Origin of the sequence: Ectobacillus sp. JY-23, assembly GCF_023022965.1 — a bacterium.
Taxonomy (GTDB): domain Bacteria; phylum Bacillota; class Bacilli; order Bacillales; family Bacillaceae_G; genus Ectobacillus.
The window spans coordinates 1,572,305-1,594,584 of the sequence record NZ_CP095462.1; the positions used below are offsets into that span (position 1 = coordinate 1,572,305).

24 protein-coding genes, 2 pseudogenes and 2 other annotated features are annotated in these 22,280 nt (G+C 39.5%); of the genes and pseudogenes, 8 read left to right on the forward strand and 18 right to left on the reverse strand.

Annotated features, from left to right (window positions below; all coding sequences use genetic code 11):
• Nucleotide 1 precedes the first annotated feature (1 nt).
• Genes yqeK through MUG87_RS08230 form a run of 6 tightly spaced genes read right to left on the reverse strand, consistent with a single transcriptional unit; the run spans nt 2 to nt 3,867 of the window.
• Entirely contained in the window at nt 2-562 is a 561-nt protein-coding gene (gene yqeK / locus MUG87_RS08205; RefSeq protein WP_247086994.1) for a bis(5'-nucleosyl)-tetraphosphatase (symmetrical) YqeK, read from the reverse strand.
• Complete coding sequence (locus tag MUG87_RS08210) at nt 516-1,121, reverse strand: nicotinate-nucleotide adenylyltransferase (RefSeq protein ID WP_247086995.1); 606 nt, start codon at nt 1,119-1,121, stop codon at nt 516-518. Before MUG87_RS08210 ends, yqeK begins: the two co-directional genes overlap by 47 nt.
• Complete coding sequence (yhbY, locus tag MUG87_RS08215) at nt 1,118-1,408, reverse strand: ribosome assembly RNA-binding protein YhbY (RefSeq protein WP_247086996.1); 291 nt, start codon at nt 1,406-1,408, stop codon at nt 1,118-1,120. The genes MUG87_RS08210 and yhbY overlap by 4 nt, the downstream gene beginning before the upstream one ends.
• A gap of 3 nt (nt 1,409-1,411) precedes the next feature.
• Nucleotides 1,412-2,230, reverse strand: coding sequence for a shikimate dehydrogenase (aroE, locus tag MUG87_RS08220; protein WP_247086997.1), 819 nt, complete (start codon nt 2,228-2,230; stop codon nt 1,412-1,414).
• Between the two features lie 10 nt (nt 2,231-2,240).
• Nucleotides 2,241-3,347 carry a ribosome biogenesis GTPase YqeH gene (yqeH, locus tag MUG87_RS08225; RefSeq protein ID WP_247086998.1) on the reverse strand — a complete coding sequence of 369 codons (1,107 nt, stop codon included), beginning with the start codon at nt 3,345-3,347 and terminating at the stop codon, nt 2,241-2,243.
• A 4-nt stretch (nt 3,348-3,351) separates the two neighbouring features.
• Nucleotides 3,352-3,867 (reverse strand): YqeG family HAD IIIA-type phosphatase, encoded by a 516-nt coding sequence (locus MUG87_RS08230; protein WP_247086999.1) that lies wholly within the window; start codon nt 3,865-3,867, stop codon nt 3,352-3,354.
• A gap of 255 nt (nt 3,868-4,122) precedes the next feature.
• Here MUG87_RS08230 and MUG87_RS08235 point away from each other — a divergent pair, with 255 nt between their 5' ends.
• Entirely contained in the window at nt 4,123-4,272 is a 150-nt protein-coding gene (locus MUG87_RS08235) for a sporulation histidine kinase inhibitor Sda (protein ID WP_124563326.1), read from the forward strand.
• A 62-nt stretch (nt 4,273-4,334) separates the two neighbouring features.
• Here MUG87_RS08235 and MUG87_RS08240 read toward each other — a convergent pair whose 3' ends face one another.
• Together MUG87_RS08240 and sigK are read right to left on the reverse strand one after the other, a co-directional pair.
• Entirely contained in the window at nt 4,335-5,111 is a 777-nt protein-coding gene (locus MUG87_RS08240) for a phosphatidylserine decarboxylase (protein ID WP_247087000.1), read from the reverse strand.
• A gap of 127 nt (nt 5,112-5,238) precedes the next feature.
• Entirely contained in the window at nt 5,239-5,955 is a 717-nt protein-coding gene (gene sigK, locus MUG87_RS08245) for an RNA polymerase sporulation sigma factor SigK (RefSeq protein ID WP_247087001.1), read from the reverse strand.
• A gap of 395 nt (nt 5,956-6,350) precedes the next feature.
• On the opposite strand from sigK, the gene MUG87_RS08250 reads away from it, so the two are divergent.
• The gene (locus MUG87_RS08250) at nt 6,351-6,713 is read left to right on the forward strand and encodes a DUF4259 domain-containing protein (protein ID WP_124563323.1); all 363 of its coding nucleotides are present in this window, start codon (nt 6,351-6,353) and stop codon (nt 6,711-6,713) included.
• A 734-nt stretch (nt 6,714-7,447) separates the two neighbouring features.
• A complete protein-coding gene (locus MUG87_RS08255; RefSeq protein WP_368042563.1) occupies nt 7,448-7,891 on the forward strand; it encodes a DUF3231 family protein in 444 nt (147 codons plus the stop codon).
• Between the two features lie 21 nt (nt 7,892-7,912).
• Here MUG87_RS08255 and MUG87_RS08260 read toward each other — a convergent pair whose 3' ends face one another.
• Nucleotides 7,913-8,350, reverse strand: a complete 438-nt coding sequence (locus tag MUG87_RS08260; protein WP_368042564.1) for a 2TM domain-containing protein — start codon at nt 8,348-8,350, stop codon at nt 7,913-7,915.
• A 191-nt stretch (nt 8,351-8,541) separates the two neighbouring features.
• On the opposite strand from MUG87_RS08260, the gene MUG87_RS08265 reads away from it, so the two are divergent.
• The 4 genes and pseudogenes from MUG87_RS08265 (at nt 8,542) to MUG87_RS08280 (ending at nt 11,216) form a co-directional block, all read left to right on the forward strand.
• The gene (locus MUG87_RS08265; protein WP_247087003.1) at nt 8,542-9,132 is read left to right on the forward strand and encodes a TetR/AcrR family transcriptional regulator; all 591 of its coding nucleotides are present in this window, start codon (nt 8,542-8,544) and stop codon (nt 9,130-9,132) included.
• Nucleotides 9,133-9,266: 134 nt separating this feature from the next.
• Nucleotides 9,267-9,512 (forward strand): annotated as a pseudogene (locus MUG87_RS08270) (SDR family oxidoreductase); the annotation flags it as partial.
• A 99-nt stretch (nt 9,513-9,611) separates the two neighbouring features.
• Entirely contained in the window at nt 9,612-10,139 is a 528-nt protein-coding gene (locus MUG87_RS08275) for a 3'-5' exonuclease (RefSeq protein WP_247087004.1), read from the forward strand.
• A gap of 72 nt (nt 10,140-10,211) precedes the next feature.
• Nucleotides 10,212-11,216 carry a YeiH family protein gene (locus MUG87_RS08280; RefSeq protein ID WP_247087005.1) on the forward strand — a complete coding sequence of 335 codons (1,005 nt, stop codon included), beginning with the start codon at nt 10,212-10,214 and terminating at the stop codon, nt 11,214-11,216.
• Nucleotides 11,217-11,265: 49 nt separating this feature from the next.
• Here the strand turns inward: MUG87_RS08280 and lysA are convergent, their stop codons facing one another.
• The 7 genes and pseudogenes from lysA to MUG87_RS08315 form a co-directional block, all read right to left on the reverse strand.
• Nucleotides 11,266-12,552, reverse strand: coding sequence for a diaminopimelate decarboxylase (gene lysA, locus MUG87_RS08285; protein ID WP_247087599.1), 1,287 nt, complete (start codon nt 12,550-12,552; stop codon nt 11,266-11,268).
• A 154-nt stretch (nt 12,553-12,706) separates the two neighbouring features.
• On the reverse strand, nt 12,707-14,332 hold the full coding sequence (locus MUG87_RS08290; protein ID WP_247087006.1) for a peptide ABC transporter substrate-binding protein: 1,626 nt from the start codon (nt 14,330-14,332) through the stop codon (nt 12,707-12,709).
• Nucleotides 14,333-14,495: 163 nt separating this feature from the next.
• Nucleotides 14,496-15,833, reverse strand: coding sequence for an amino acid permease (locus MUG87_RS08295; protein WP_247087007.1), 1,338 nt, complete (start codon nt 15,831-15,833; stop codon nt 14,496-14,498).
• Between the two features lie 97 nt (nt 15,834-15,930).
• Nucleotides 15,931-16,154, reverse strand: a binding site (T-box leader).
• Between the two features lie 156 nt (nt 16,155-16,310).
• Nucleotides 16,311-16,537, reverse strand: a binding site (T-box leader).
• Between the two features lie 69 nt (nt 16,538-16,606).
• On the reverse strand, nt 16,607-17,773 hold the full coding sequence (locus tag MUG87_RS08300) for a M20 family metallopeptidase (RefSeq protein WP_281503684.1): 1,167 nt from the start codon (nt 17,771-17,773) through the stop codon (nt 16,607-16,609).
• 58 nt (nt 17,774-17,831) lie between these two features.
• Nucleotides 17,832-18,146, reverse strand: a pseudogene (locus MUG87_RS08305) (TIGR00366 family protein); the annotation flags it as partial.
• 42 nt (nt 18,147-18,188) lie between these two features.
• Nucleotides 18,189-18,995, reverse strand: a complete 807-nt coding sequence (locus MUG87_RS08310) for an ABC transporter permease subunit (protein ID WP_247087008.1) — start codon at nt 18,993-18,995, stop codon at nt 18,189-18,191.
• The gene (locus tag MUG87_RS08315; RefSeq protein WP_247087009.1) at nt 18,992-19,873 is read right to left on the reverse strand and encodes an ABC transporter ATP-binding protein; all 882 of its coding nucleotides are present in this window, start codon (nt 19,871-19,873) and stop codon (nt 18,992-18,994) included. Before MUG87_RS08315 ends, MUG87_RS08310 begins: the two co-directional genes overlap by 4 nt.
• A gap of 142 nt (nt 19,874-20,015) precedes the next feature.
• Here MUG87_RS08315 and MUG87_RS08320 point away from each other — a divergent pair, with 142 nt between their 5' ends.
• Nucleotides 20,016-20,612, forward strand: coding sequence for a TetR/AcrR family transcriptional regulator (locus tag MUG87_RS08320; RefSeq protein ID WP_247087010.1), 597 nt, complete (start codon nt 20,016-20,018; stop codon nt 20,610-20,612).
• A 12-nt stretch (nt 20,613-20,624) separates the two neighbouring features.
• Here MUG87_RS08320 and MUG87_RS08325 read toward each other — a convergent pair whose 3' ends face one another.
• Together MUG87_RS08325 and MUG87_RS08330 are read right to left on the reverse strand one after the other, a co-directional pair.
• On the reverse strand, nt 20,625-21,041 hold the full coding sequence (locus tag MUG87_RS08325; protein WP_247087011.1) for a hypothetical protein: 417 nt from the start codon (nt 21,039-21,041) through the stop codon (nt 20,625-20,627).
• Nucleotides 21,042-21,087: 46 nt separating this feature from the next.
• Nucleotides 21,088-22,272, reverse strand: a complete 1,185-nt coding sequence (locus MUG87_RS08330; RefSeq protein ID WP_247087012.1) for a hypothetical protein — start codon at nt 22,270-22,272, stop codon at nt 21,088-21,090.
• Between the last annotated feature and the right edge of the window lie 8 nt (nt 22,273-22,280).

Consider the following 22,280-nt stretch of genomic DNA (forward strand, 5'->3'; position numbering starts at 1 on the left):
TCTATTCCTCCTTGAGTAGTGCGTTATACGTATGAAATGTAAGTGGATATACACGCTGATTCTTTTGTAGCAGATACGTAATTGTGTTTTTCAACGCCTGTAGCAATGCGGCATCCAAATCTTGCTCCGCTAATTCTCTTACTTGCTCAACACCAGGGAATTGCCGGCCCGGCTCAATATAATCAGCTACCCATACTACTTTATCTAACAATGTCATCTCTGTATGTCCACTTGTATGATACGCAATCGCTTGTAAAATGTCTTTGTCATAGATACCTACCTCCTCTTGAACAAGGTAAGCTCCCACCGGTGCATGCCAAAGCTCCTTATTATAATCAAGCAAGTCCTTTGGCATGCTTTCTCTTCCAATAATTTCTTGCATCTCACGAATAGGTCGGCATTTTGCGTAATCATGAAAAATGGCGGCTAGTTCTGCTTTTTTTTCATCTGCTCCAAACCGACGAGCCAGTTGTATAGCGGTTTCCATAACTCCTATCGTATGAACATAACGCTTATCATGAAGTTGTTTTCGAACAATTTCCAGCGCTTCCTTTTGTTCCATACAACTCATTCCTTTCAATATAGTTGCGTACGTCTTCCGGCAACAAGTACGCTGTTGTCTCACCCTTCGCAAAACGCTCTCGCAAAAGAGAAGAAGACACTGCAAACTCTGGAATCTCTAGACGAATGAGCGGATATGGAGACGATAGCGAATAACCCGGTCTCGTTACTCCTACGAATGTAATGAGTTTTAATAATTCGTCTATACGGTACCATTTCGGGAGATATTCTACCATATCCCCACCGATTATAAAATAAAACTCGCGTTCCGGATACTTACCGCACAGCCTTTTTATTGTATCATACGTATAAGAAGGTCCATTTCCATGTAATTCCTCTTTACAGATGGCTGTATTGGTAACTCCGTTCAACGCCAACTCTAGCATAGTTACCCGGTGCGCTTCACTGGCAATTTTTCTGTCCTGCTTATGGGGAGGAACTCGATTGGGCATAAACCAGACTTCCTCCAGCTCTAAAGCATGCCTTACTTCATTTGCAATGAGAAGGTGTCCGTTGTGCGGGGGATCAAATGTACCGCCGATGATTCCTATTTTCTTCATGGTAAAACGATTTGTTTGTTCTCTCTGGATTCTTTGTATAATACAATTGTGCTGCCAATTACTTGTACTAACTCCGCTCCAGCGCCTTCAGAAAGCGCCTCTGCTACTTCATGACGATCCTCATCACAATTTTGAAGCACGCTCACCTTAATTAATTCCCTCACTTCTAACGCTTCTTGAATTTGTTTTATCATATTTTCATTTACGCCGCCTTTTCCTACTTGAAAAATAGGAGAAAGATGATGTGCCTGCGCACGTAAATAACGCTTTTGTTTTCCTGTTAACATATGTCAACCTCCGAGTTTTTGAATTACAAGCTTTTTCATTCGATTAACATCCGGCCATATACCTGTCCATAATTCAAATGCCAACGCCCCTTGATACACAAACATATCTATTCCGTTTTGCACAATTGCTCCGGCTCGCTTGGCATCTTGAAGAAGTTTCGTTTCAAACGGGTTGTAAATAATATCTGAAACAACTGCATGTTGTTTTACAGACTGTACAAAAACAGGTGTTTCATTCACCTGCGGGTACATCCCCACTGTTGTCGTATTAATAATGATATCATATGCTTCAAGATTCACTTTCTGCGGTGTAAATACACGCGAACTCAGCTTTCCAGAAGCTACTATAGCTTGCGCTCGTGCAGTCGTACGATTTGCTATATCTACATATTTAGCCCCAACTGAAGCTAATGAAAAGTAAATCGCTTTACATGCACCGCCCGCACCAATCAACAAAATCCGTTTATCGGTAACAGCACCACTCAGTTCTTGTAGTGCACGAACATAACCAATACCATCGGTGTTATAGCCGATAAGTCTGTTTCCCCTGCGCACAACTGTATTAACAGCTCCGATACGCTTCGCTAAATCGTCTATTTCGTCCAAATGTCCCATAATGGTTTCTTTGTGTGGTGTTGTAACATTAAAACCATCAATTTGTTTTACACGCAATTTCTGAATCGCATCTGCAAGCTCTGCTTCTTTAATATGAAACGCTTCATAATGCGCATCTATGTCTTGATGTAAAAACGCATCGTTGTGCATGGCGGGCGATAAAGAATGCCCGATCGGATCTCCAATTACACCATATAAACGTCTCATAGCGCTCCCCTTAAATAAGTGATTTTCGTAAAGATGCACTGACACCTTTCGGTACATGAACCGCCACTTTAGCACCGGCTTCATTTACAGTAATCCAACCGAGACCTGATATAACAATATCCGTTTTCGGTTCGCGAATCATGAACTCATGACGAATCAATTCCGGAAAGTTAGCAAGCTCCTCAGGTGAAGGCGGACTCAGTAACTCGCCAGCATGTTCACGATACAATTCATCCGCTTTTTCAAGCTTTGTACGATGAATGTTCACTTGATTAGATACGTAACATACAAACGGACGACGGCCGCCTTTGATATAGTCAAAACGAGCCATTCCTCCAAAGAATAAAGTTTGCTCTTCATTCAATTGAAACGTTTTCGCTTTGACTTCCTTCGTCGGAGTAATTATCTTCAAGCTGTGTTTGCCCACAAAATGCGCCATCTGATGATGATTAATAATTCCTGGTGTATCATACATAGAAGATGTCTGATCAAGGGGAATGTCAATTAAGTCGAGCGTAGTTCCAGGAAAATGTGATGTCGTAATTACATTGTTCGTTTCTTCGCTAAATTCTTTAATCATGCGATTGATAAATGTTGATTTTCCTACATTAGTACAGCCAACCACATACACATCTTTACCTTCACGATGCTCATCAATTGCTTGCGCTAATTCACGAATGCCGTGACCCTTAGCAGAGCTGATTAAGAATACATCTGCAGGCTTTAGCCCCAGTTGTTTGGCGCTATACTTCATCCAATGAATCATTTTCTCTGGACGCACAGATTTAGGAATTAGATCAGATTTGTTTCCTACTAGCAACACTTTATTGTTACCAATAAAACGGTGCAATCCTGGAAGCCAGCTTCCATTAAAGTCGAAGATATCTACGATTTTAACCACAAGAGCATCCGTTTGTCCGATACCATTTAAAATACGTAAAAAATCATCATCAGTTAGCTCCACATCTTGAATTTCATTGTAGTGCTTTAAACGAAAACAACGCTGACATATTACTTCTTCTTTCTCAAGTGCAGACGGTGGTGCATAGCCAAGTTTATTTGGATCCTCTGTTTGAATCGTCACACCACATCCTACACATTTCACTGCTTCTATCAAAATCTTATTCCTCCCATTGAATCAAGCCCTGTCGTTTTAGGTTACTCATGATTCTTCTTTCAATTTTACGATTAAAACGTGTTACAAAACCGTCAGACTGGGCAACAGGCACAACCAAAATGGTATGCAACCCCATCCGATTTCCTCCGAGTACATCTGTAAGCAATTGATCGCCTACCACCACCACTTCTTCCGGCTTCAGTTCCATTGCTTTTAATGCCCTGCGAAAAGCTTTTCCCATCGGTTTTCTTGCTTTATAGATAAATGGAATCTGCAGTGGGTCCGAAAAGAAGCGTACTCGTTTTTCATTATTATTAGATACGATTGTGACCTTAATGCCCGCATCTTGCATTTCTTTAAACCATTGAATTAATTGCGGCGTTGCGCTTGGTCGGTCCCATTCAATCAGAGTATTATCAAGATCGGTAATAATTCCTTTCACACCTCGCTCTTTTAGAGCTGCTGGTGTGATATGATAAACATTTTTAACATACTCACTTGGTAAAAACAGTTTTAACATGGTTACACCTCTTATTTATAACAGTTATTCATAAAAATGTTTCGACAGCATTTTTCGCAACTTGTGCTGTGGATAACCTTTTACACATTTTCCACACAGAAATATTAAGCGAATTTCAAATTTACACACAACTATCACACAGGTTATCCACTGAGACATGTGGACAAACAAGCGTTTGTATTGGTGGGTAAGATTTGGTACATTATACCCAAGCAGACCCATTCTGCTTACCTACTAATCGGAGGTGTGAAAATGATGCAAAGATTATCTGATAAATTACTTACTGAATCTTATTATAAAGCAAAAGAGCTGAAATTAAATCCTGAGTTCATTTTACTGATTCAACAAGAAATGATTCGTCGCTCTTTACAGGACAAGCCTAAGCAACCTGTACAGCAAGCGTAAAAAGAGCCCTCCCTAAAATCAGACGGCTCTTTCCCCTTACCATCAAATCATTTTCTCACTAATTATAGCATACGTCCTAAACGCTCGCCCACTCGAATACCTTTGCCTTTGTCCAGATGATCCAGCACAACAGTATTCTTTTCAAATAATAAAACAACAGTGGACCCAAATGTAAAGTAGGCCATTTCTTCACCTTTCTCAACAGCATCTCGTTCGTGAAGAAGTTCAATGCTATTTACAAACATGGCACCTACTTTTACCATAGCAATGCGACTGCTTTCTGTTACAAGCTCTGTGACCGAACGATAATTTTTAGAAAGCGGTTCTTTACCGTAGCGTAAGCCAAGCTGATTTACCGGATATGATTTCCGTCCTAACACAAACCGCTCTCGTACTGTTCCCGATACAGGACTATGGATACGATGATAGTGACTCGGACTTAAATATAACACCATATATGTACCGCCGCCATAAGTTTCCGCTCTTTCATTCGTACCAAGCATATCTACAATGGAATACGTCTTACCTTTGATTACAAACTGCTTTTCATCTGTAATGGCGCCGTAGTCTTCTAGCATACCGTCTACAGGACTTACTACACTATCCGGTGCGGTGTCAATGGTGCGTCGCCCAGGCTGCAAACGCCTTGTAAACAATTCATGCAGCGTTTTATATTCTCGTAACTCGCGCTCCATTTCATCCTGTTGAATTCGAAACACACGTGCGTACGAAGGAATGAGAAATGCACTCAGGCGCGATTGTGTAAACTTGCGCAACAGGTAAGATGTAAAGCGGCCGTTCGTTAATTCAATAAATAAGCGATAAAATGTGCGTCGCAATCTGTAAATCCTCCTAAAGGTATTTTATAAATACAATTAAACGTTATTATATGCCAAATTTTATATAGAATCTACTGCAAGTCCGTCATTTTCTCTCTCATGCAAATAAAAAATCCTAACAATAACGTTAGGATTTGCTGTTTTTCTTGTCTTTTTCTGCTCTTACAAATTCATGAAACATCTTCATAAGTGCTCGTTTTTCAATACGAGATACGTAGCTCCGCGAAATACCAAGTTCCTTTGCAATCTCACGTTGTGTTTTTTCCTTCTCTAATCCCAATCCAAAGCGATTTACAATCACCTCTTTTTCTCGGTCATCCAAAATATCAATATACTCTCTAATCTTTTCTAGTTCCATACTAAGTTGAATTGTATCAATGACATCCTCTGATTCCGATTTTAAGATATCAATTAATGATATTTCATTCCCTTCCTTATCTTGCCCGATTGGATCATGCAAGGATATATCCTTTTTCGTTTTTTTGAGCGCACGGAGATGCATAAGAATCTCATTTTCAATACACCTTGCTGCGTACGTTGCGAGCTTCGTTCCCTTTCCTTGGGAGTAGCTTTCAATTGCCTTAATTAGCCCAATTGTTCCAATTGAGATAAGGTCTTCAGCGTCTTCACCAGTGTTTTCAAATTTCTTAACAATATGAGCCACAAGGCGCAAGTTATGTTCGATTAAAATATTACGCGCCTCCGCATCTCCCTGCTCCATCAATTCTAAATATTTTCTTTCATCATCCGGTGACAGCGGCTGCGGGAATGCGTTGTTTTTTACGTAGGAAACAAACAAGATTAATTCCCGAACTAAGTATCCAATTGCAGCCAATATACTCACTTCTTCACCCCCGTCAAAATCGTGTTCGTTACTAAATGTATGCAGTTGCAGGAATGTCCTTGTTTGTACCAAATGCGGAAATAAATATATAGCGGTTTATGAGCAGATTAGTTGCGCTAGCGGTGAAGGGGTATGACACATGAACGGCAAGTAACATCGTATGACGAAGCAATAAAAAATAAGAATTTTAACCATTCACGTATTTTTTACATCATACTCCTTAAATGTATTTAGGCGGAGATACCAACTCCTTTTTTCATATAAGTCTTCATCATAAATTACACCCATGAGACATCTTATTTTTCTTGCGATAAATAAAATATCTGAATTTACTCAAATATAGTATAGTTAAGTAGAGTAAGAATTCTATTTCTGTATTAAAGGAGTGACAATGGATGGGAGCTTGGGGAACCGGCATATTTGATAATGATACAACTTGTGATGTGAGAGATGATTTTTTCGAATTCTTAGAAGAAGGATTATCAGTTCAAGAAGCAACACAGCAAGTATTAGATACGCATTTAGAGGAGTTTGAAGAAGAAGACCTAGAAGTAATTTCCTGGGTATACACCGGACTCGCAGCTGCGCAACTAGAAAAAAATGTGCTGCAAGAAGAAATTCGCGTAAAAGCCATCGACTTAATTAATCAAGGCGCAGACTTAGAACTTTGGGCTGAAAGTGGAGAAGATGAAGACTATGAAGAACGAAAAAAGGTTCTGAGTGAACTAAGATCAAAGCTTGAAGCGACTAATACATAAACCAAAAACGTGGTGGACTATCCCCACGTTTTTTCATATTTTAAATCGAATTCGTTTCTTTGAACGACCTTGCCATTTCTAATGATTCTTTATTCTTTGGCTGTGTTAAAGCCCAATGTTGATTATTTGTACTTGTTGATGGGAGTGAAGGGGTGAGACTCCTACGGGAAAAGCGAGTCAAGGGGAGACCTCGCAGGCGCATAGCGCTGAGGAGGTTCCCTGACCGCCCGCGGAAAGCGCACCCTGTAACAGAAATCAACAACGAACTTTAACACAGCCTATTCTTTAAGAACATTTCTAAAGAAACAACGCTAATCTTTAGATTTGTTACCTGTTCAAGGACATATATACCCTTTTCTTTTCAGTTACAATGTATTCAGGTCGAATAGAACTATTTGTAGCCCTTTCCATCTTAATAAGAGTATGCGCAAGAACATCCATATTGCTTTCTATGTACAAAAGGGTTCCTCAACTAGCATATACAGTTCGTTTTAGGAAAAACTACTCATATACATAAATACCACGCTACATAATAAAGGAGGATTGTTTCTTTTTCCGAAAAACAGATTCATCTTACCTAATCTGAAATCGCTGTTCTAAGGTATATTTGTGCGTGCGCCCTATATTATGTTACCTATGGAAACTGATTACATTGATAGCAAAAATATTTAAGCGGTAGCAACCCTTTTTCCAAACCGAGACCGCTTAATGCCATTGAGATTTCACACCTTTACATGAACATCCCAACCAATTCCATCGGCGCAAAACTGGCAACCAGCCTCGCTCAAACATCACAAACCCTAAGGGTACAAGAGTATATGTTACAAGGCAAGGAACTGAGCAACAAACATGTGAAAATATTTTCATCAGCTCTCGTTGATAACGATACGATTGTTCCAGGTTCACCAGATGTATGCATTACTCATTCAACTACATCCATTTTTTCAGATAAATTAATGATGTTTCATATGTCATTTCTCGGTGCCGCTGGAATAGGAAACTATGGAACAGCCGCGGCTGCTAGTCAAAGAAGCGATCTTGTTTTAAGTTACGAAAGACTCTCTCTCGAAATCGCCAAGTATGCAAAAGACGACGCTTATCTTATGATTCAAAATAATTGGCTAGAGCAGCCTCCGGGAACAAAGGATAAAGACAAGTTGGCAAAAGAAAAGGAATAGAAAAAAAAAATCGTCTGTTTTTTATACAGCAGTGTTCTTTTCTTTTTTAGGAAATACACTGTAGCTAAAACTCCATACAAAGTCTATGGCTAAGAGTAATCCCCATAATTGCATAACTTGGTATAATGCCTCTGTCCTCTCTTGATTTCCTACCAACACAATCATGCTCACTAATAAGATGTTTCCAATCGCCCAGCCGATCAGATGCCTATACCATCCCTTTCGTTCTCTTGCCGCATGCGCTCGCCCATACTTAGGTTGCCGGGTCGGAAGCGCTCCATCTGCAAATTGATATGCAAATCGTTCATCCGCCCACCTAATTAACACCTGACCAAACGCCATTGTCATGCCTATATAGTAAGCTGCCGCACCATGAAAAAAGGTTGCCGATTTACCACCTTTTAAATCTATTACCGTTAAAGTAAGCAAAACTAAATCAATAACTGGAGTACACCACAAAAGTAAGGCTCCTATTTTCTTTTGCCCTAATATATATCTAAAGCATAGTCCCAAAACAACAAACACCCAAAATCCAATTTCACAAGCTATAATAAGCCAGAGTATGTTAACCACTCCTTTTTTAATACAATTGTATTAAAAACAATGTAACACATTTGTATTAAAAAAGGCAACAGTGGTATAATAAAAACATGCCAAAAATCGTAGATCACCATAAACAAAAACAAAAGCTAGCCGAGGCCGCCTGGCGACTTATTAGACGCGATGGTATTGAAAGTGTAACTGTACGAAAAGTGGCCGAAGAAGCAGGTATTTCACCGGGTTCCATGCGATACTATTTTTCAAGTCAATCTGAATTATTTCAGTTTTCTATGAGGCTCGTCAGTGATCGTGTATATGACAGAGTTGCCGCTATTCGCTTTACAGGTAACCCATTTGAAGATGCACAAACGTTATTATTCGAACTATTACCGCTCGATGATGAGCGCCGTGCGGAAATGGAGGTGTGGACTGTTTTTCATCTCAAAGCGCTCACAGATAAAGGCATGCAGCCACTTGCTTCACAGGTATATGACGAGACGAAGCGTGCAGTTAGGATGATTATTGATGCATTAGTGGAAAATGGATTTATTAAACGTTCTATTGACAGAAACGTAGAAAGTACAATGCTATTTGCACTCATCGACGGGCTAGCTTTACACCGCATTATGCAGCCTGATAAGCTGTCTCCCGATATGATGAAAAACATTGTACTACAGCACCTACATGCGTTATGCAAATAAGAGCTTGCACACTCGGTGCAAGCTCTTATTTTATGATTGACTGTTAAAGTCTCATGTTAATACGTAGCAATTTCTTACTTAGATGAACACGAAGATGCCAATCGAACAAAAACTCGAATTGAACAATTAGGGCAGCGTTGGCGAACAACCTAGTGGATAAAGGCATTCGCGTAAACGCCGTAGCCCCCGGACGCGTATGGACTCCATTGATTCCATCGAGCTTTTCGACTGATCAAGTGGCAATTGTCACAAACCCAATGCAAAGGCACGGACAACCATTTGAACTTGCTCCCACATACGTTTATCTTGCATCAGACGACTCTCGGTACGTAACGGGGCAAACACTGCATGTGAACGGCGGGGAATGGACTTCCTCCTAGGTGGCTGCGTATAGCCATCTTTTTTGTTGTATGCAACAAGCTTTTCTTTTCTCACCAAGATATAATAAAAGAAAGTTTATATGGAGAGAGTGAAAAGATATGAAGCCCTATCGTGAATATGTAGCGTTTGACTTAGAAACAACAGGTTTTCATCCTGCTAGAGGTGCAGAAATCATTGAGATTGCCGCAGTAAAGGTATTATCAGGTGAACCTGTATCTTTGTTCCAGACCTTTGTAAAACCGAACTCCTACATACCAAGACACATTACAAACTTAACAGGCATTACACAAGCGCATGTCGCAAATGCACCCTCTGTACAAGAAGCATTACAAGCATTTTATAGCTTTGTAGAAACGAGTCCACTTATTGCGCACAATTTATCCTTTGACCTTACGTTCTTAAAACACTACACAGAAGGAGAATGGAATATTCCTGCTGTTGATACACTTGCCATCGCTAGAAAAAGGCTGGCACGCGCGAAACAGGAATATAAAATTGCTTCATTCAAGCTAGGAGACGTTGCTTCTTATTTTGGACATACGATTTCAAATGCCCACCGTGCTCAAGACGATGCGCTTGCGGTACATGCTATCTATGAAGCGCTTCATCGTATTGAAGCAAAATAAAATGTATTCACTCTTCCCTTCCGCTCTGAAAGTTCGTATAGTAAACAGGTACGAGTAAGAAGAGGTGACATCATGACAGAACAACTCATAACAGCTACAAAACAAAAACGATTGACCTTTTATAAAGGTATTACAATTACACTTGCCCTGGCAATCATGGCAAAATTTGCGGCGCAGCTACCTTTATTGCATATTGTAGGACAACTTGTCATTGCTATGATACTCGGCATGCTTTGGAGAAGTGCAGGGGGCACACCAAACGTAGGAACAGCTTTTTCCAGCAAGGTATTGCTTCGGTTTGGCATTATTCTCCTTGGCATGCGCCTCGATTTTCAAGACATTGTACAAGCTGGACCTAAAGTATTCCTAATTGCTGTGATTCATATCGTATTTACAATCGCAATGATATACGCGCTCACTAAATGGCTAGGCGGCGATGAAAAAATTGGCATACTAACAGCTTGCGGCACAGCAATTTGTGGCGCGGCAGCGATAGCTGCCATTGCGCCGCAAGTGAAAGCGTCTGAGGAAGAAACAACTTTAGGCATTGCCACAGTCGCTGTGCTCGGAACAATTTTTACAATTGCATACACGTTGCTGTATCCTATCTTATCCTTGTCTGCCAATGCGTACGGTGTGTTGGCGGGCGGCACGCTTCATGAAATTGCACACGTTGTAGCAGCAGCCGCTCCGGGTGGAAGCGTAGCCCTAGATACAGCTATTATTGTCAAGCTGACGCGCGTGGCATTATTAATACCTGTAGCGCTTCTTATCGGTATATGGTGGACAAGACGCGATTCTGTCACCAACGACGCTAAGCATTCCGTTCCTATTCCTTGGTTTATTTTCGGATTTCTTGCGATGAGCGGGGTTAACTCACTGCATATAATCCCGAAAGGAATTGTAGATCTGCTTATAACATGCGCTTATCTTCTTATGGCGATGGCGATGGCCGGCATGGGAATAAGTGTAAATATAAAGGCTTTTCAGCAAAAAGGGAGCAAGGTGTTTTTAGCCACTTTAATAGGATCCTTACTGTTATCAATGCTAGGCTTTACCTTACTACATGTGCTATAACAAGACACTCTGAAAAACCTTACGCATTTTGCGTAAGGTTTTCGTGTATTTATAGTTCGTTTCGTAATAAATCCTCGTATGTCTCTCTTCTAATCACTTGCCTTACTTTACCACCGCTGATAAACACAACTGCTGGGCGCGGCATTTTATTATAGTTATTTGACATCGCATACGTGTAAGCACCTGTACATGAAACTGCCAAAATATCACCGCTTCTTACTTTAGGAAGCAAGATATCCCAAACTAGCATATCTCCAGATTCACAGCACTTGCCCGCAACGGAAACCAATTCCTTTTGCTCGTCATTCCGATTGGCAATCATCGCTTCATGCCGTGCTTTATACAGAGCGGGCCGAATATTGTCACTTATGCCTCCATCCACCGAAATATATTTGCGAACACCTGGAATTTCTTTGATGGCACCAATTGTATAAAGTGTCGTACCCGCTTCTCCTACAATACTGCGCCCCGGCTCAATCCAAATAGCAGGTAGATCCTTTTCCTTGTAAAAAGCTTTCTCAACTTCTTTTATCATCGCTTCAATATATTCTTTTATTGGCAAAGGTCCATCATCTTCGTTATAGCGAATGCCGAACCCTCCCCCTAAATTTAGCACATGCATGCGATGACCTTCTTCCTGTACACGTTTAAAAAAGCATGTCATAACCTCTACTGCTTTTACAAATCCCACTGTTTCAAAAATTTGCGAACCTATGTGGCAATGAACCCCAATCAAATTATAAAAAGGCTGCTTTGCAGCAATACGAGCTGCTTGCATAGCTTGCCCGTTCTTTACACTAAACCCGAACTTAGAATCGTCCTGTCCTGTCGTTATATATGCATGTGTACTTGCCTCTATTCCCGGTGTGATACGCAGTAAAATATCAACCTTTTGCCGGCGCTGTTCAGCTAATGTATGCAACAGCTCCAGTTCCCAAAAATTGTCCACCACAAAGCAGCCAATATGCGCTTCTAACCCCATCTGCATTTCTTGAACTGTCTTATTATTGCCATGGAAATGGATACGCTCAGCAGGAAAACCGGCTTGCAGTGCGGTATATAATTCTCCTCCTGATACAACATCCAGTGCAAATCCTTCTTCTTCAATCAGCTTCACCAGTTGCTTACAAAGAAAGGCCTTACTCGCATATGAAACCTTATACGAAAAACCGCTCTTGGAAAAAGCCTCCTTATACTTACGACACTGCATACGAATTAGCTCTTCGTCATACACCAAAACAGGTGTACCATATTGCATGGCAATTTCCTCTGCTTCCACACCGCCTATCTCTAAATACCCCTGCTCATTGATTTTGCTCGTTCCATGCAAATACATCATTCGCCTCCTCTCCCCCTTATATATATGCGAAAGAAACTTTCAATAGATTGCTTATGTAAAAACCTCTTAACCTAACTTATTAAAAGTTCTTTTTAATGAAACTAAATTCAAAAAGAACAGCCTCCCATATGGCTGTTCTTTTAACATTAACTTAATCAATGTATACGTATTTATACGTATCAAGAGCTGATGCGTAATAAAATCCTTTTACATTAGAGCGAAGAAGATATGAAGCTCCTTTTTGATAGATTGGTACAATTGCCGCATCCTCAAGCAAGATTTTCTCTGCTTTCTTTAAAGCTTCCCAGCGCGCGGGCAAGTCATACAGTAGTTTCCCTTTGGCATCCAGAATTAATTGGTCATACGTAGGATTGGTGTATCCAGTTTGATTAAATGCACCGTCCGTTACAAACATATCTAAAAACGTCATAGGATCTGGATAATCGTAGCCCCAGCTGGATAAGGACATCTCATAATCCATCTTCTTTTCCTGATCAAGTTTTTGTGCAAATGGTTGCTGAGAAATTGTAATGGTCAGACCGTTTAGGTTCTTTTCCAATTGCTCTTTTAAGTATTCTCCAATCTTCTTTGCATCTTCATTATCATAATTCAACAGCTGAATTGTGACCTTATCTACTCCCGTTTCTTTTTTCGCTTCTTCCCATAACTTTTTGCCTTCTGCAATGTTTATCTTGTTATATGTACCTGCAGTGGCACGAAAATCTTTCCCATCCGGCCCATTAGACATATTTTTAGGAACAAGATAATCCGACGGAATGGAGCCATTGTTTAAAATAACATCTGTAATTTGCTTTTTATCAATGACCAAGCTGATTGCTTTACGGGCATTCGCATTAGCAAATAGTTTATTTTTTTCATTTAAACGCAAAAAGTAGCTTCTGAAATCGAGTTTAGTTTTCAACTCTTTACTACTTTTGTACTTATCCACAAACTCAGAGCTTAAATCGACTTTATCAATTTCTTTAGACTGATAAAGATTTACTGCTGCTGATACATCTTTTACGATATTGATATTAACTTCCTCCAGCTTCACTTCATCTTTATCCCAATAATTAGGGTTTTTTGTAAGTTTTACACTCTGCTCGTGTTTCCACTCTTTTAATACAAACGGTCCATTATACAAAACTGTATTGGCTTCCAGACCATGCTTCTGTCCTTGTTGTGTTACAAACTTTTGATTAAGAGGGTAAAACGTTGGTGACGTAATAACATCCAGGAAATAAGGAACAGGATTTTTTAGCTCTACTTGGAACGTATAGTCATCTAATGCCTTTACGCCTAATTGATCAACAGGCAATTTTTTATTATTTACTTCTTCCGCATTTTTAACATCAAACAAAATATAAGCATATTCTGCCGCAACACTTGGATCTACTGCGCGCTTCCATGCATAAACAAAATCATGCGCAGTAAGCGGATCTCCATTCGACCACTTTGTTTCTCGAAGCTTGAATGTATATGTTTTCTTATCTTCACTAATGTTCACAGACTTCGCAATTGCCGGTTGCGGTTTATTATTTTGATCTAAACGATATAATCCTTCCAACACATTATTCATTACCCTAAAGGAAACTGCATCTGTTGCCAGAGTAGAATCCATTGAAGGAATTTCTGCGTTTTCTGTTACATTTAAAATCTGCTTAGGTGTATTTGTTGACGCCTTTTTGACAGAAGCTGTTTCATTTCCACTACATGCTGCTAGTCCTATACTGACAGCTAAAGTTGTAGACAATATTACTAAACTCATCTTTTTCATATGTACATTCCCCTTTTTATAAAAATACGTTTTTTTTAATTTTTATATAAGTATTACACTGACAAAATGAAAAATCAATATACTTTTTTGAAAATTAAGAAAATTAATTACTTAATTCACCACACAAAAGCCCGCCTATAACAAGCGGGCTTCTACATGTAATTTATGTTGACCTCTGTTTGGTTAGTACGGAAACAATTATTAATAGGCATAGCACACCTAAACACACACCCATGCTAATTCTATTTTGAGGGTTTAGCATAAAAATCACACATATAACAGTTAACACAAGTGCTGTAAATAAAGAGATATAAGGAAATCCCCATACCTTAAAGGAGGGTTGCTTTTCATACGTTTTACGCAATTTTACTTGAGCCAAACAAATGCTAATCCATACAATTGAAACGGTAAATCCGGGAATTGCCATAAGATAACCAAAAATGCGATCTGGTGAGAGATAAGCAATAAAAGAGCCGCCAATTAGTATAACTGCACTACATATTAATCCATATAAAGGAATTCCCTTCTTCGATACATAAGCAAACCACTTAGGTGCTTCTCCTTCCATTGCTAATGAATGTAACATTCGTGTACATCCATATAAGCCAGAATTTGCTGCTGAGAGAACCGCGGTGATTAATACAAAGTTCATGATGTGGGCAGCCGAGGAGAAACCTACCGTCGATAATACTTGTACAAACGGGCTACTATCTCCGCTAAGCTGGTTCCACGGAATAAGTCCACAAATAATAAGAATTGGTAGTGTGTAAAATAATACAATTCTAACAATCACACCTCTTACAACCTTAGGCAACACTTTCTCCGCATTTTTTGTTTCATTTAAAGTAAGACCGATTAATTCTGAACCGCCATAAGAAAAGATGACAACGAGTAAAGCAGAGACAACACCGCTAAAGCCTTTTGGAAAAAAACCTTCATTTGTATAGTTTTGTAAGTAATCTACTTGGTTACTTGGGATAATATCAAATAAAATACCTGCTCCTAATAGAATGAACAACACAATCATCGTAATTTTAATACCTGCAAACCAAAATTCAAATTCTCCGTAATGCTTAACACTTAAGAAATTAATTGCGACAATCCCTGATGCACATAACACACTTAATGTCCATAACGGTATTGACGGAAACCAGTATTGTAAAAAGCTTCCCGCAGCAATAACCTCAATAATACAAACAACAAGCCACATAAAACAATACAACCAACCGATAACAAAAGATACACGCGTTCCAAAAGCCTTATGAATAAAACCTTTCATATTTGTGTCTGGATACGCTATTGCCATTTCCGCAATGGCAGTCATTACCACAAGTAAGAGCAAACCTGCAAATATATAGGACAGTACTACAGCCGGCCCAGCGATGGAAACTGTTTCGGAGGTGCCTTTAAAGATCCCTGTTCCTATTGCTCCCCCAAGTGCCATGAAACGAATATGTCTTGGCAATAGCTTTTTTTGTAACTCTGTTTGATTTGTGCTCATGCTGTTTTCTCCTTTACTACAGTTTTTATAAAAAAAGCGGAAACTACACGCCTTTTCTTGTTACATAAATAAAAAATCGTCCCTGCCGAATTATATCGGCAGGGACGATAAAACCGCGGTACCACCCTGATTACGGACACTTTATTATCCGTCACTCTTCTTTGTTAACGATCAACATGACCGTCTTTCCCTTCATGAAATAGCTTCACTACGAAAAAGATGCTCCAGGAGCGAAATTCATGTGTTCATTTGTACCGGTTCGCACCCTCCACCGGCTCTCTGCAAACAAAATTATACACACTACTATATAGGTACAAACAAAAAATCAACATCCCTTTTAAACGAGAGAAAAGAGCAAGCTATCTTTGCACTTTCGTCCTTTTATCATTGTTATGTTGGAAAATTTGTTGCACTTATAAATTCCCTTCATCACATACAATATAAAATTAAAAAACAAAAAGTCCCTGCTGATATATCAGCAGGGACTTATAGATATAAGCGGTACCACCCTAATTGCGGAAAAACTCCGCCTCTTTGCTTTGTTAACGATCATATGACCGTCTTTTTCTTCATGAAATAGCTTCACTACGAAAAAGATGCTCCAGGACTGAAATTCACATTTACCTATATACTGATTTCCACCAACCATCAGCTCTCTAGAATAGGGAGGTAAATCCTACTTGTATTCCCTTCATTGCTTTATAAATATTAAAAGTCGTATAAGTATGGGACTCATTATAAAATGTTCTCTAGTAATCTGTCAACAAGATTTATTATTTTTGCAGTAGGTCAAATGCAGCTTGCACAAATAAAGATGTTCCCATAAGCAATGAATCCTCATCAATGGTAAAGCGTGGATGATGATGCGGATATACAATTCCCTTCCTCTCGTTGCGCGCTCCGATGAAGAAAAAACAGCCGGGCGCTTTTTGTAAATATGCCGAAAAATCTTCTCCTCCCATTGTAGGCTCTGGATAAACAATAGCTTCTTTTCCAAATAACTTTATTGCTGTTTGTTCAATCTGTTTTGTCACCTCGTCGGCATTTACAACAGGTCGATAACCGTATATAAAATCAAACGAATAGGAAGCACCATGCGCTTCTGTAATTCCTTTCACAATTTGCTCAATACGCTTTGCAGTTTCTTCCCTCAGCTCTTGTTTCATCGTACGGACAGTGCCACCAATTGTCGCATGCTCTGGTATTACGTTGTGGGCTGTACCGGCATGAAATTGCGTAACAGATACAACAAGGGGCTCAAATGGGTTGGTATTGCGTGAGACAATCTGCTGTAAATTGGATACAATTTGCGTACCAATTGCTAAGCAGTCTACCGTTTCGTGTGGTATACCTGCATGTCCTCCCTTACCAGACACCGTAATCGTAAATGCATCAGGCGATGCCATCATTTTGCCGTATACGATACCAATTTTACCCACCTCGATGGGAGACCAAAGATGCGCCCCTATCACATAATCCACGCCATCCATAACACCATTGTCTACCATCTCCTGCGCGCCGCCCGGGAATTCCTCTTCTGCGTGCTGAAACAAAAATCGTACTTCTCCTTGAAGTTCATCTCGTCTGTACGCCAGCTCTTGCGCTGCTCCAAGTAACATAGCTGTATGTCCATCATGCCCGCAAGCATGCATCACGCCTGGCTTTTGTGAAACAAACGCAAAATCATTTTCCTCTTGAATTGCCAAAGCATCCATATCAGCTCGGATTGCCAATACAGGCCCTGGTTTGGCGCCAATTAGTCTGCCCATCACACTATACCTGGTAGGACGCGTTACTTCTACATGCGGAAAAGATTGTAGTGTTTCATATACAAACTGCGATGTATTCTCCTCTTGAAAGGATAACTCCGGATTCATATGTAAGTATCTTCGCCATGCAACCAATTGTTCTTTTGTAACACGATTCATTACCGCGCTCATCTTATTTTCAACTCCTGCCCTTGTTTTACCTAACTATTTCAAACATACAGAATTATTATTATAAAAACAAGAAGCAAAGACCTATAATCACACCGGAATATAACAAGTTAATAACACAAAAGCCCATAATATCTCTCGCACCCAAGCCTGCGATTGCTAATGCAGGAAGCGCCCAAAACGGTTGGATGAGATTTGTCCAGGCATCACCCCAAGCAATTGCCATCGCTGTTTTTGCAGCAGACACAACAAGCTCTGCACCAGCTGGAATCATAATAGGGGCCTGCACAGCCCACTGTCCCCCGCCGGATGGAACAAACACATTAATCAAGCCAGTGCTTAAAAAAGTGAATAAAGGAAATGTTATTTCATTATTTCATATAAATAAAAAGGATGCCAAATTAAGCATCCTTTCACATTACAGCAGCAGGTCTTTTCGCTGAAACACATATACAGAAGCTACATATCCAAGCATACCTACAAGCAATAAAATCAGTACGGCTACGAGCGTATTTGTGTCCCCCTTTAAAATTGTGGATGGTTCGTACAAGGAAAAAAGAGAAAACGATTTTGCCACCTCATACGTTTTATTAATGCCCCCTATCATATGAAGCACATAAAACAAAAAGGTGAAACCACCGGCAACACTGAGCACGCGACGTTCCTCTGTGAACAAAGCTGAGCATAGAAAACTATATCCACCAATTGCAAAAAACAATAAAAAGCCTAACATATGAAGCTGAAAAAAAAGAATAACATCCAAGTCATACTGAATGATCATAGCTCCCACTACGCTAATTAGAAAATTGCTTGCGATGATAAAAAATAGACCGCTCAAATATACAAGAATCATAGCAACAGCTACCTTGCCTCTACTAATTGGCATAGCCAGTATATACGCCATACTGCCCTGCTCCACTAAACGTGCAAGTAATTTAGAGGCTGTAGTTATTGTAAAGATAGAAAGTAAAATTAAAAATAACATGCTGTAATATTGAACGGACAATAAATCTAATAAAGTTGAAATAAACTGCCCCTTTTCAAGACCGAACGCAGCCAGCATTCCTTCAGGCATTGTATTCATAATATCCGCTTTGGCTTTTAAGGCTTCTTGTATGTTTGGAAACAACAACGTGATGAACAGCAAAAATAGAGAGGATCCAAGCGCATATCCTAGAAAACCCTTGCTATATTTTTTAAGCATTGTTGTATATAAAGTCATCATACGCTTTCACCTCTTTTATAGTAGTGTAAAAATAACTCTTCTAAGTTCTCCTCCACACCATGAAATGAAACAATATCCAGACCATGAAGCATATCAATCATGCTTTTTATATCATGACCTACACAAACTTCACATGTAGCATCAGTTAACTTCTTTACCTGCGGATAGCTTAATAAGCGTTTTATATCTTCTTCGGTTCGTAAGGTCACATGAAACCGTTGCTTCTTTTCTCTCTGAAATGTTTTCATATCATTTTCTATAACGATACGACCATCCTTAATCATGGCTGCACGGTCGCAGGTTTTTTCCATCTCACGGAACATATGTGAAGACATAAAGATTGTTTTACCACGTTGCTTCTCTTCTAAAACTAATTCTACAAACCTTTGTTGCATCAACGGATCCAAACCTGAAGTCGGCTCATCTAAAATATAAACCTGCGGGTCATGCATAAACGCAGCGACGATTCCTACTTTTTGCTTCATACCCTTTGACATTTTACGTATAGGTGTATCTGGATTAAATTCAAATCGCTCAATTAATTCTGACTTACGCTGCGTATCACCTATAGCTCTCATGCCGTCCATCATCATTAAAAATGAGGTACCGGTCATTCCTTCTATAAATGCAATTTCACCTGGTAAATATCCTACACTCCGTTTCACAGTTGTAGCATCATTCCAACAATCAAGTCCACAAATCGTAGCTTTACCCGAATCAGCTTTCATAAATCCCATGAGATGTCTTATGGTTGTAGATTTCCCCGCCCCATTCGGACCTATAAAACCAAACACTTCGCCTTTTCTCACTTGCAAAGACACATCAAATATGCCTCTTCCATTTGAAAAGCTCCGCGTTACCTGTTCTAAAACAATCATGTCTTCACCCCATTTTTGAAATGAAAATAAAAACTTATTTCAAAACTAATATACTCCTTTTCATCTTACATGTAAATAGGTTTTGAAATGAATGTTATAAAACATTTCAAAACATGGTACAATAAAAAGGGAGGTGACCGGATTGGACGGTTTTACAAAACGAACACAGCAAAAAATGGAACGCATTGAAAACGTAGCAGCCGCCATGCTTCCACTGCCGCTTGCAGACATTAAAATAGCCGACATTGCAAAGCAAGCCGGCGTATCTCAAGTAACTATTTATAATTATTATGGAAGCAAAGAAAAATTGTTACAGGTTGCAACAGAACGCGTCGTTGATCATCAATTACAACAATTTAAAGAAGTCATTACAGGGGGCCTCTCCTTTGAAGAGAAGTTAAAGCAAATTATTTTATTAAAAAAACAAAGCGCACATATAATTGACTTACATACTTTCAACGAACTCATGCAGATGGATGATATATTTCGCGAAAAAATGTTAAAAAAACAGCAAGAGCGATCCATGCCACTTTTATTTCAACTCATTGCAGAAGGACGTGATAAGCAGCTTATTCGCCCCTCTGTACGTGATGAAACCTTATTATTTTATCTTAATATGATCTCACAGGCCTTTACCCAATTGGATACCATTCAAAAAATGCCTTCTCCTCTAGAAACCTTAGTTGAAGACTTCTTAAATATGTTCTTTTACGGGATATTGCGACAAAGCGAGGGTTAACACCTCCTCGCCTTATCCTCCATAACCTGGCGAACCGGTTCCAAATCCTTTTTGTGCTGTTCCACCACTTGTACCATATTTAGTCCGGTACATAGAAGCTGCTGCTAAAGACGTAAAGAACAAACCATTGTGATGTACATAACTGTAATATGGAGAGGATTCGTCTTCACACACCTCAAAATCTTCTTCTATCTCATAATAACCGCACGCTTCATATGAATCGGAGATACCTTCTTCTTCCTGCGATTCAAGAATCGGATCAGGTTCCGTTATCGGCGCTGGCTCAATTGGTGTAGATTCCTGTACTGGTGGTGCTGGCTCAATTGGTGCATACGGTTGTTGTACATATTCTGGTTGATTTTCTTCACTGCATGCACCCAAGGTCATTGTAGCAATTAAAACACCATACATGACGCGTTTTGTTTTCATAGCGCCACCTCCATCTTGAATATTTTAGAAAATATATGTTCTATATTTAAAATGCTCCTGTACTTGTTTCAGTCTCTATAGCAAAACATGTAAAATCGGTATATACTTCAACTGGCTCATGTTTTAATAATGTAATCTCAGCTATGAGCCATCCTTTTTGTAACCAATCCGTATGAACGAAACGATAGCGTACTCTTACATTAGTGTGCTCCTCCTGCTTCGTTACACTCATAACTTCTATGTCACCTAGTACCATTCCGCACTCTTCATGTTCTAACAAATAGTAAAACAAAAAGCTTTTTACTAAATGTTCCATTTTATTCTCCATTGGATACAGATATGCTTTGTCTTTTCGGTGTAGCTCTGTGTACAACAAATAAGCTGATTCTATATTGGTTGCACAAGAAAACAAGCATTCTTGCTCCACAGCTACACCTAAATCAATAAGAGTGCATATACCATATGTTCGAATGACAGGGTCGTTCAAACTTAATGTTTGCATGAGCAACACTTCTACTTCTTCTCTTGCACAATGCCCCATTATTCGGATATACAGACATAGTTCCGTTCGAACAGACAGATAACTTGTGCGCCATGCATGATATACGAACACCGCAGAGTAGGCTTCATTATATTCCATCATGCGGCAGAGAAGATTCTTATACTTTTCATATATACGATAACGGGCTTCATGTTCTCGAATAGAAAAAGTGCCTATTTCTAACCCAGCTTCCAGCAATTGATGAAAAGCAAAGCTATAATAAGGATGATCTATATAAGACATACATATAGGAACTAACTCAGGTAACCAAGATGGTTGAATGATAAGTTCAGAAACAGGAAGGCGGACCTGCTGTGTTGGAATATACATTTGTAGCATATAAAGCATGCTGCTTTTCGCTTTTTGTGGCCCAAGACGACAAGCATAGAGTATGACTAAATCTTGCCCTGCGGAACTGAACCTTGGATAGTATTTTGTAAGCAAAGGCAATAAGGTTTCATCCTCATACTGACAAACGAACTGTAATAATTGTGCACAAGGATCATCCCATGTTGCAGTCGATTTGGGAAATGACGATGCAGCTTCTTTTATAATACGTCGTAAAATAGACGTGTCGACAACATCAAGATTCAGTCTTTGTATAGCCATTATGGCTTGTAATCTCACTTGTACATCTTCATTCTTCATTTTTTTTACAATGGTGCGTATGGCTTGCTGTATGTTGTTCATGAAGAATT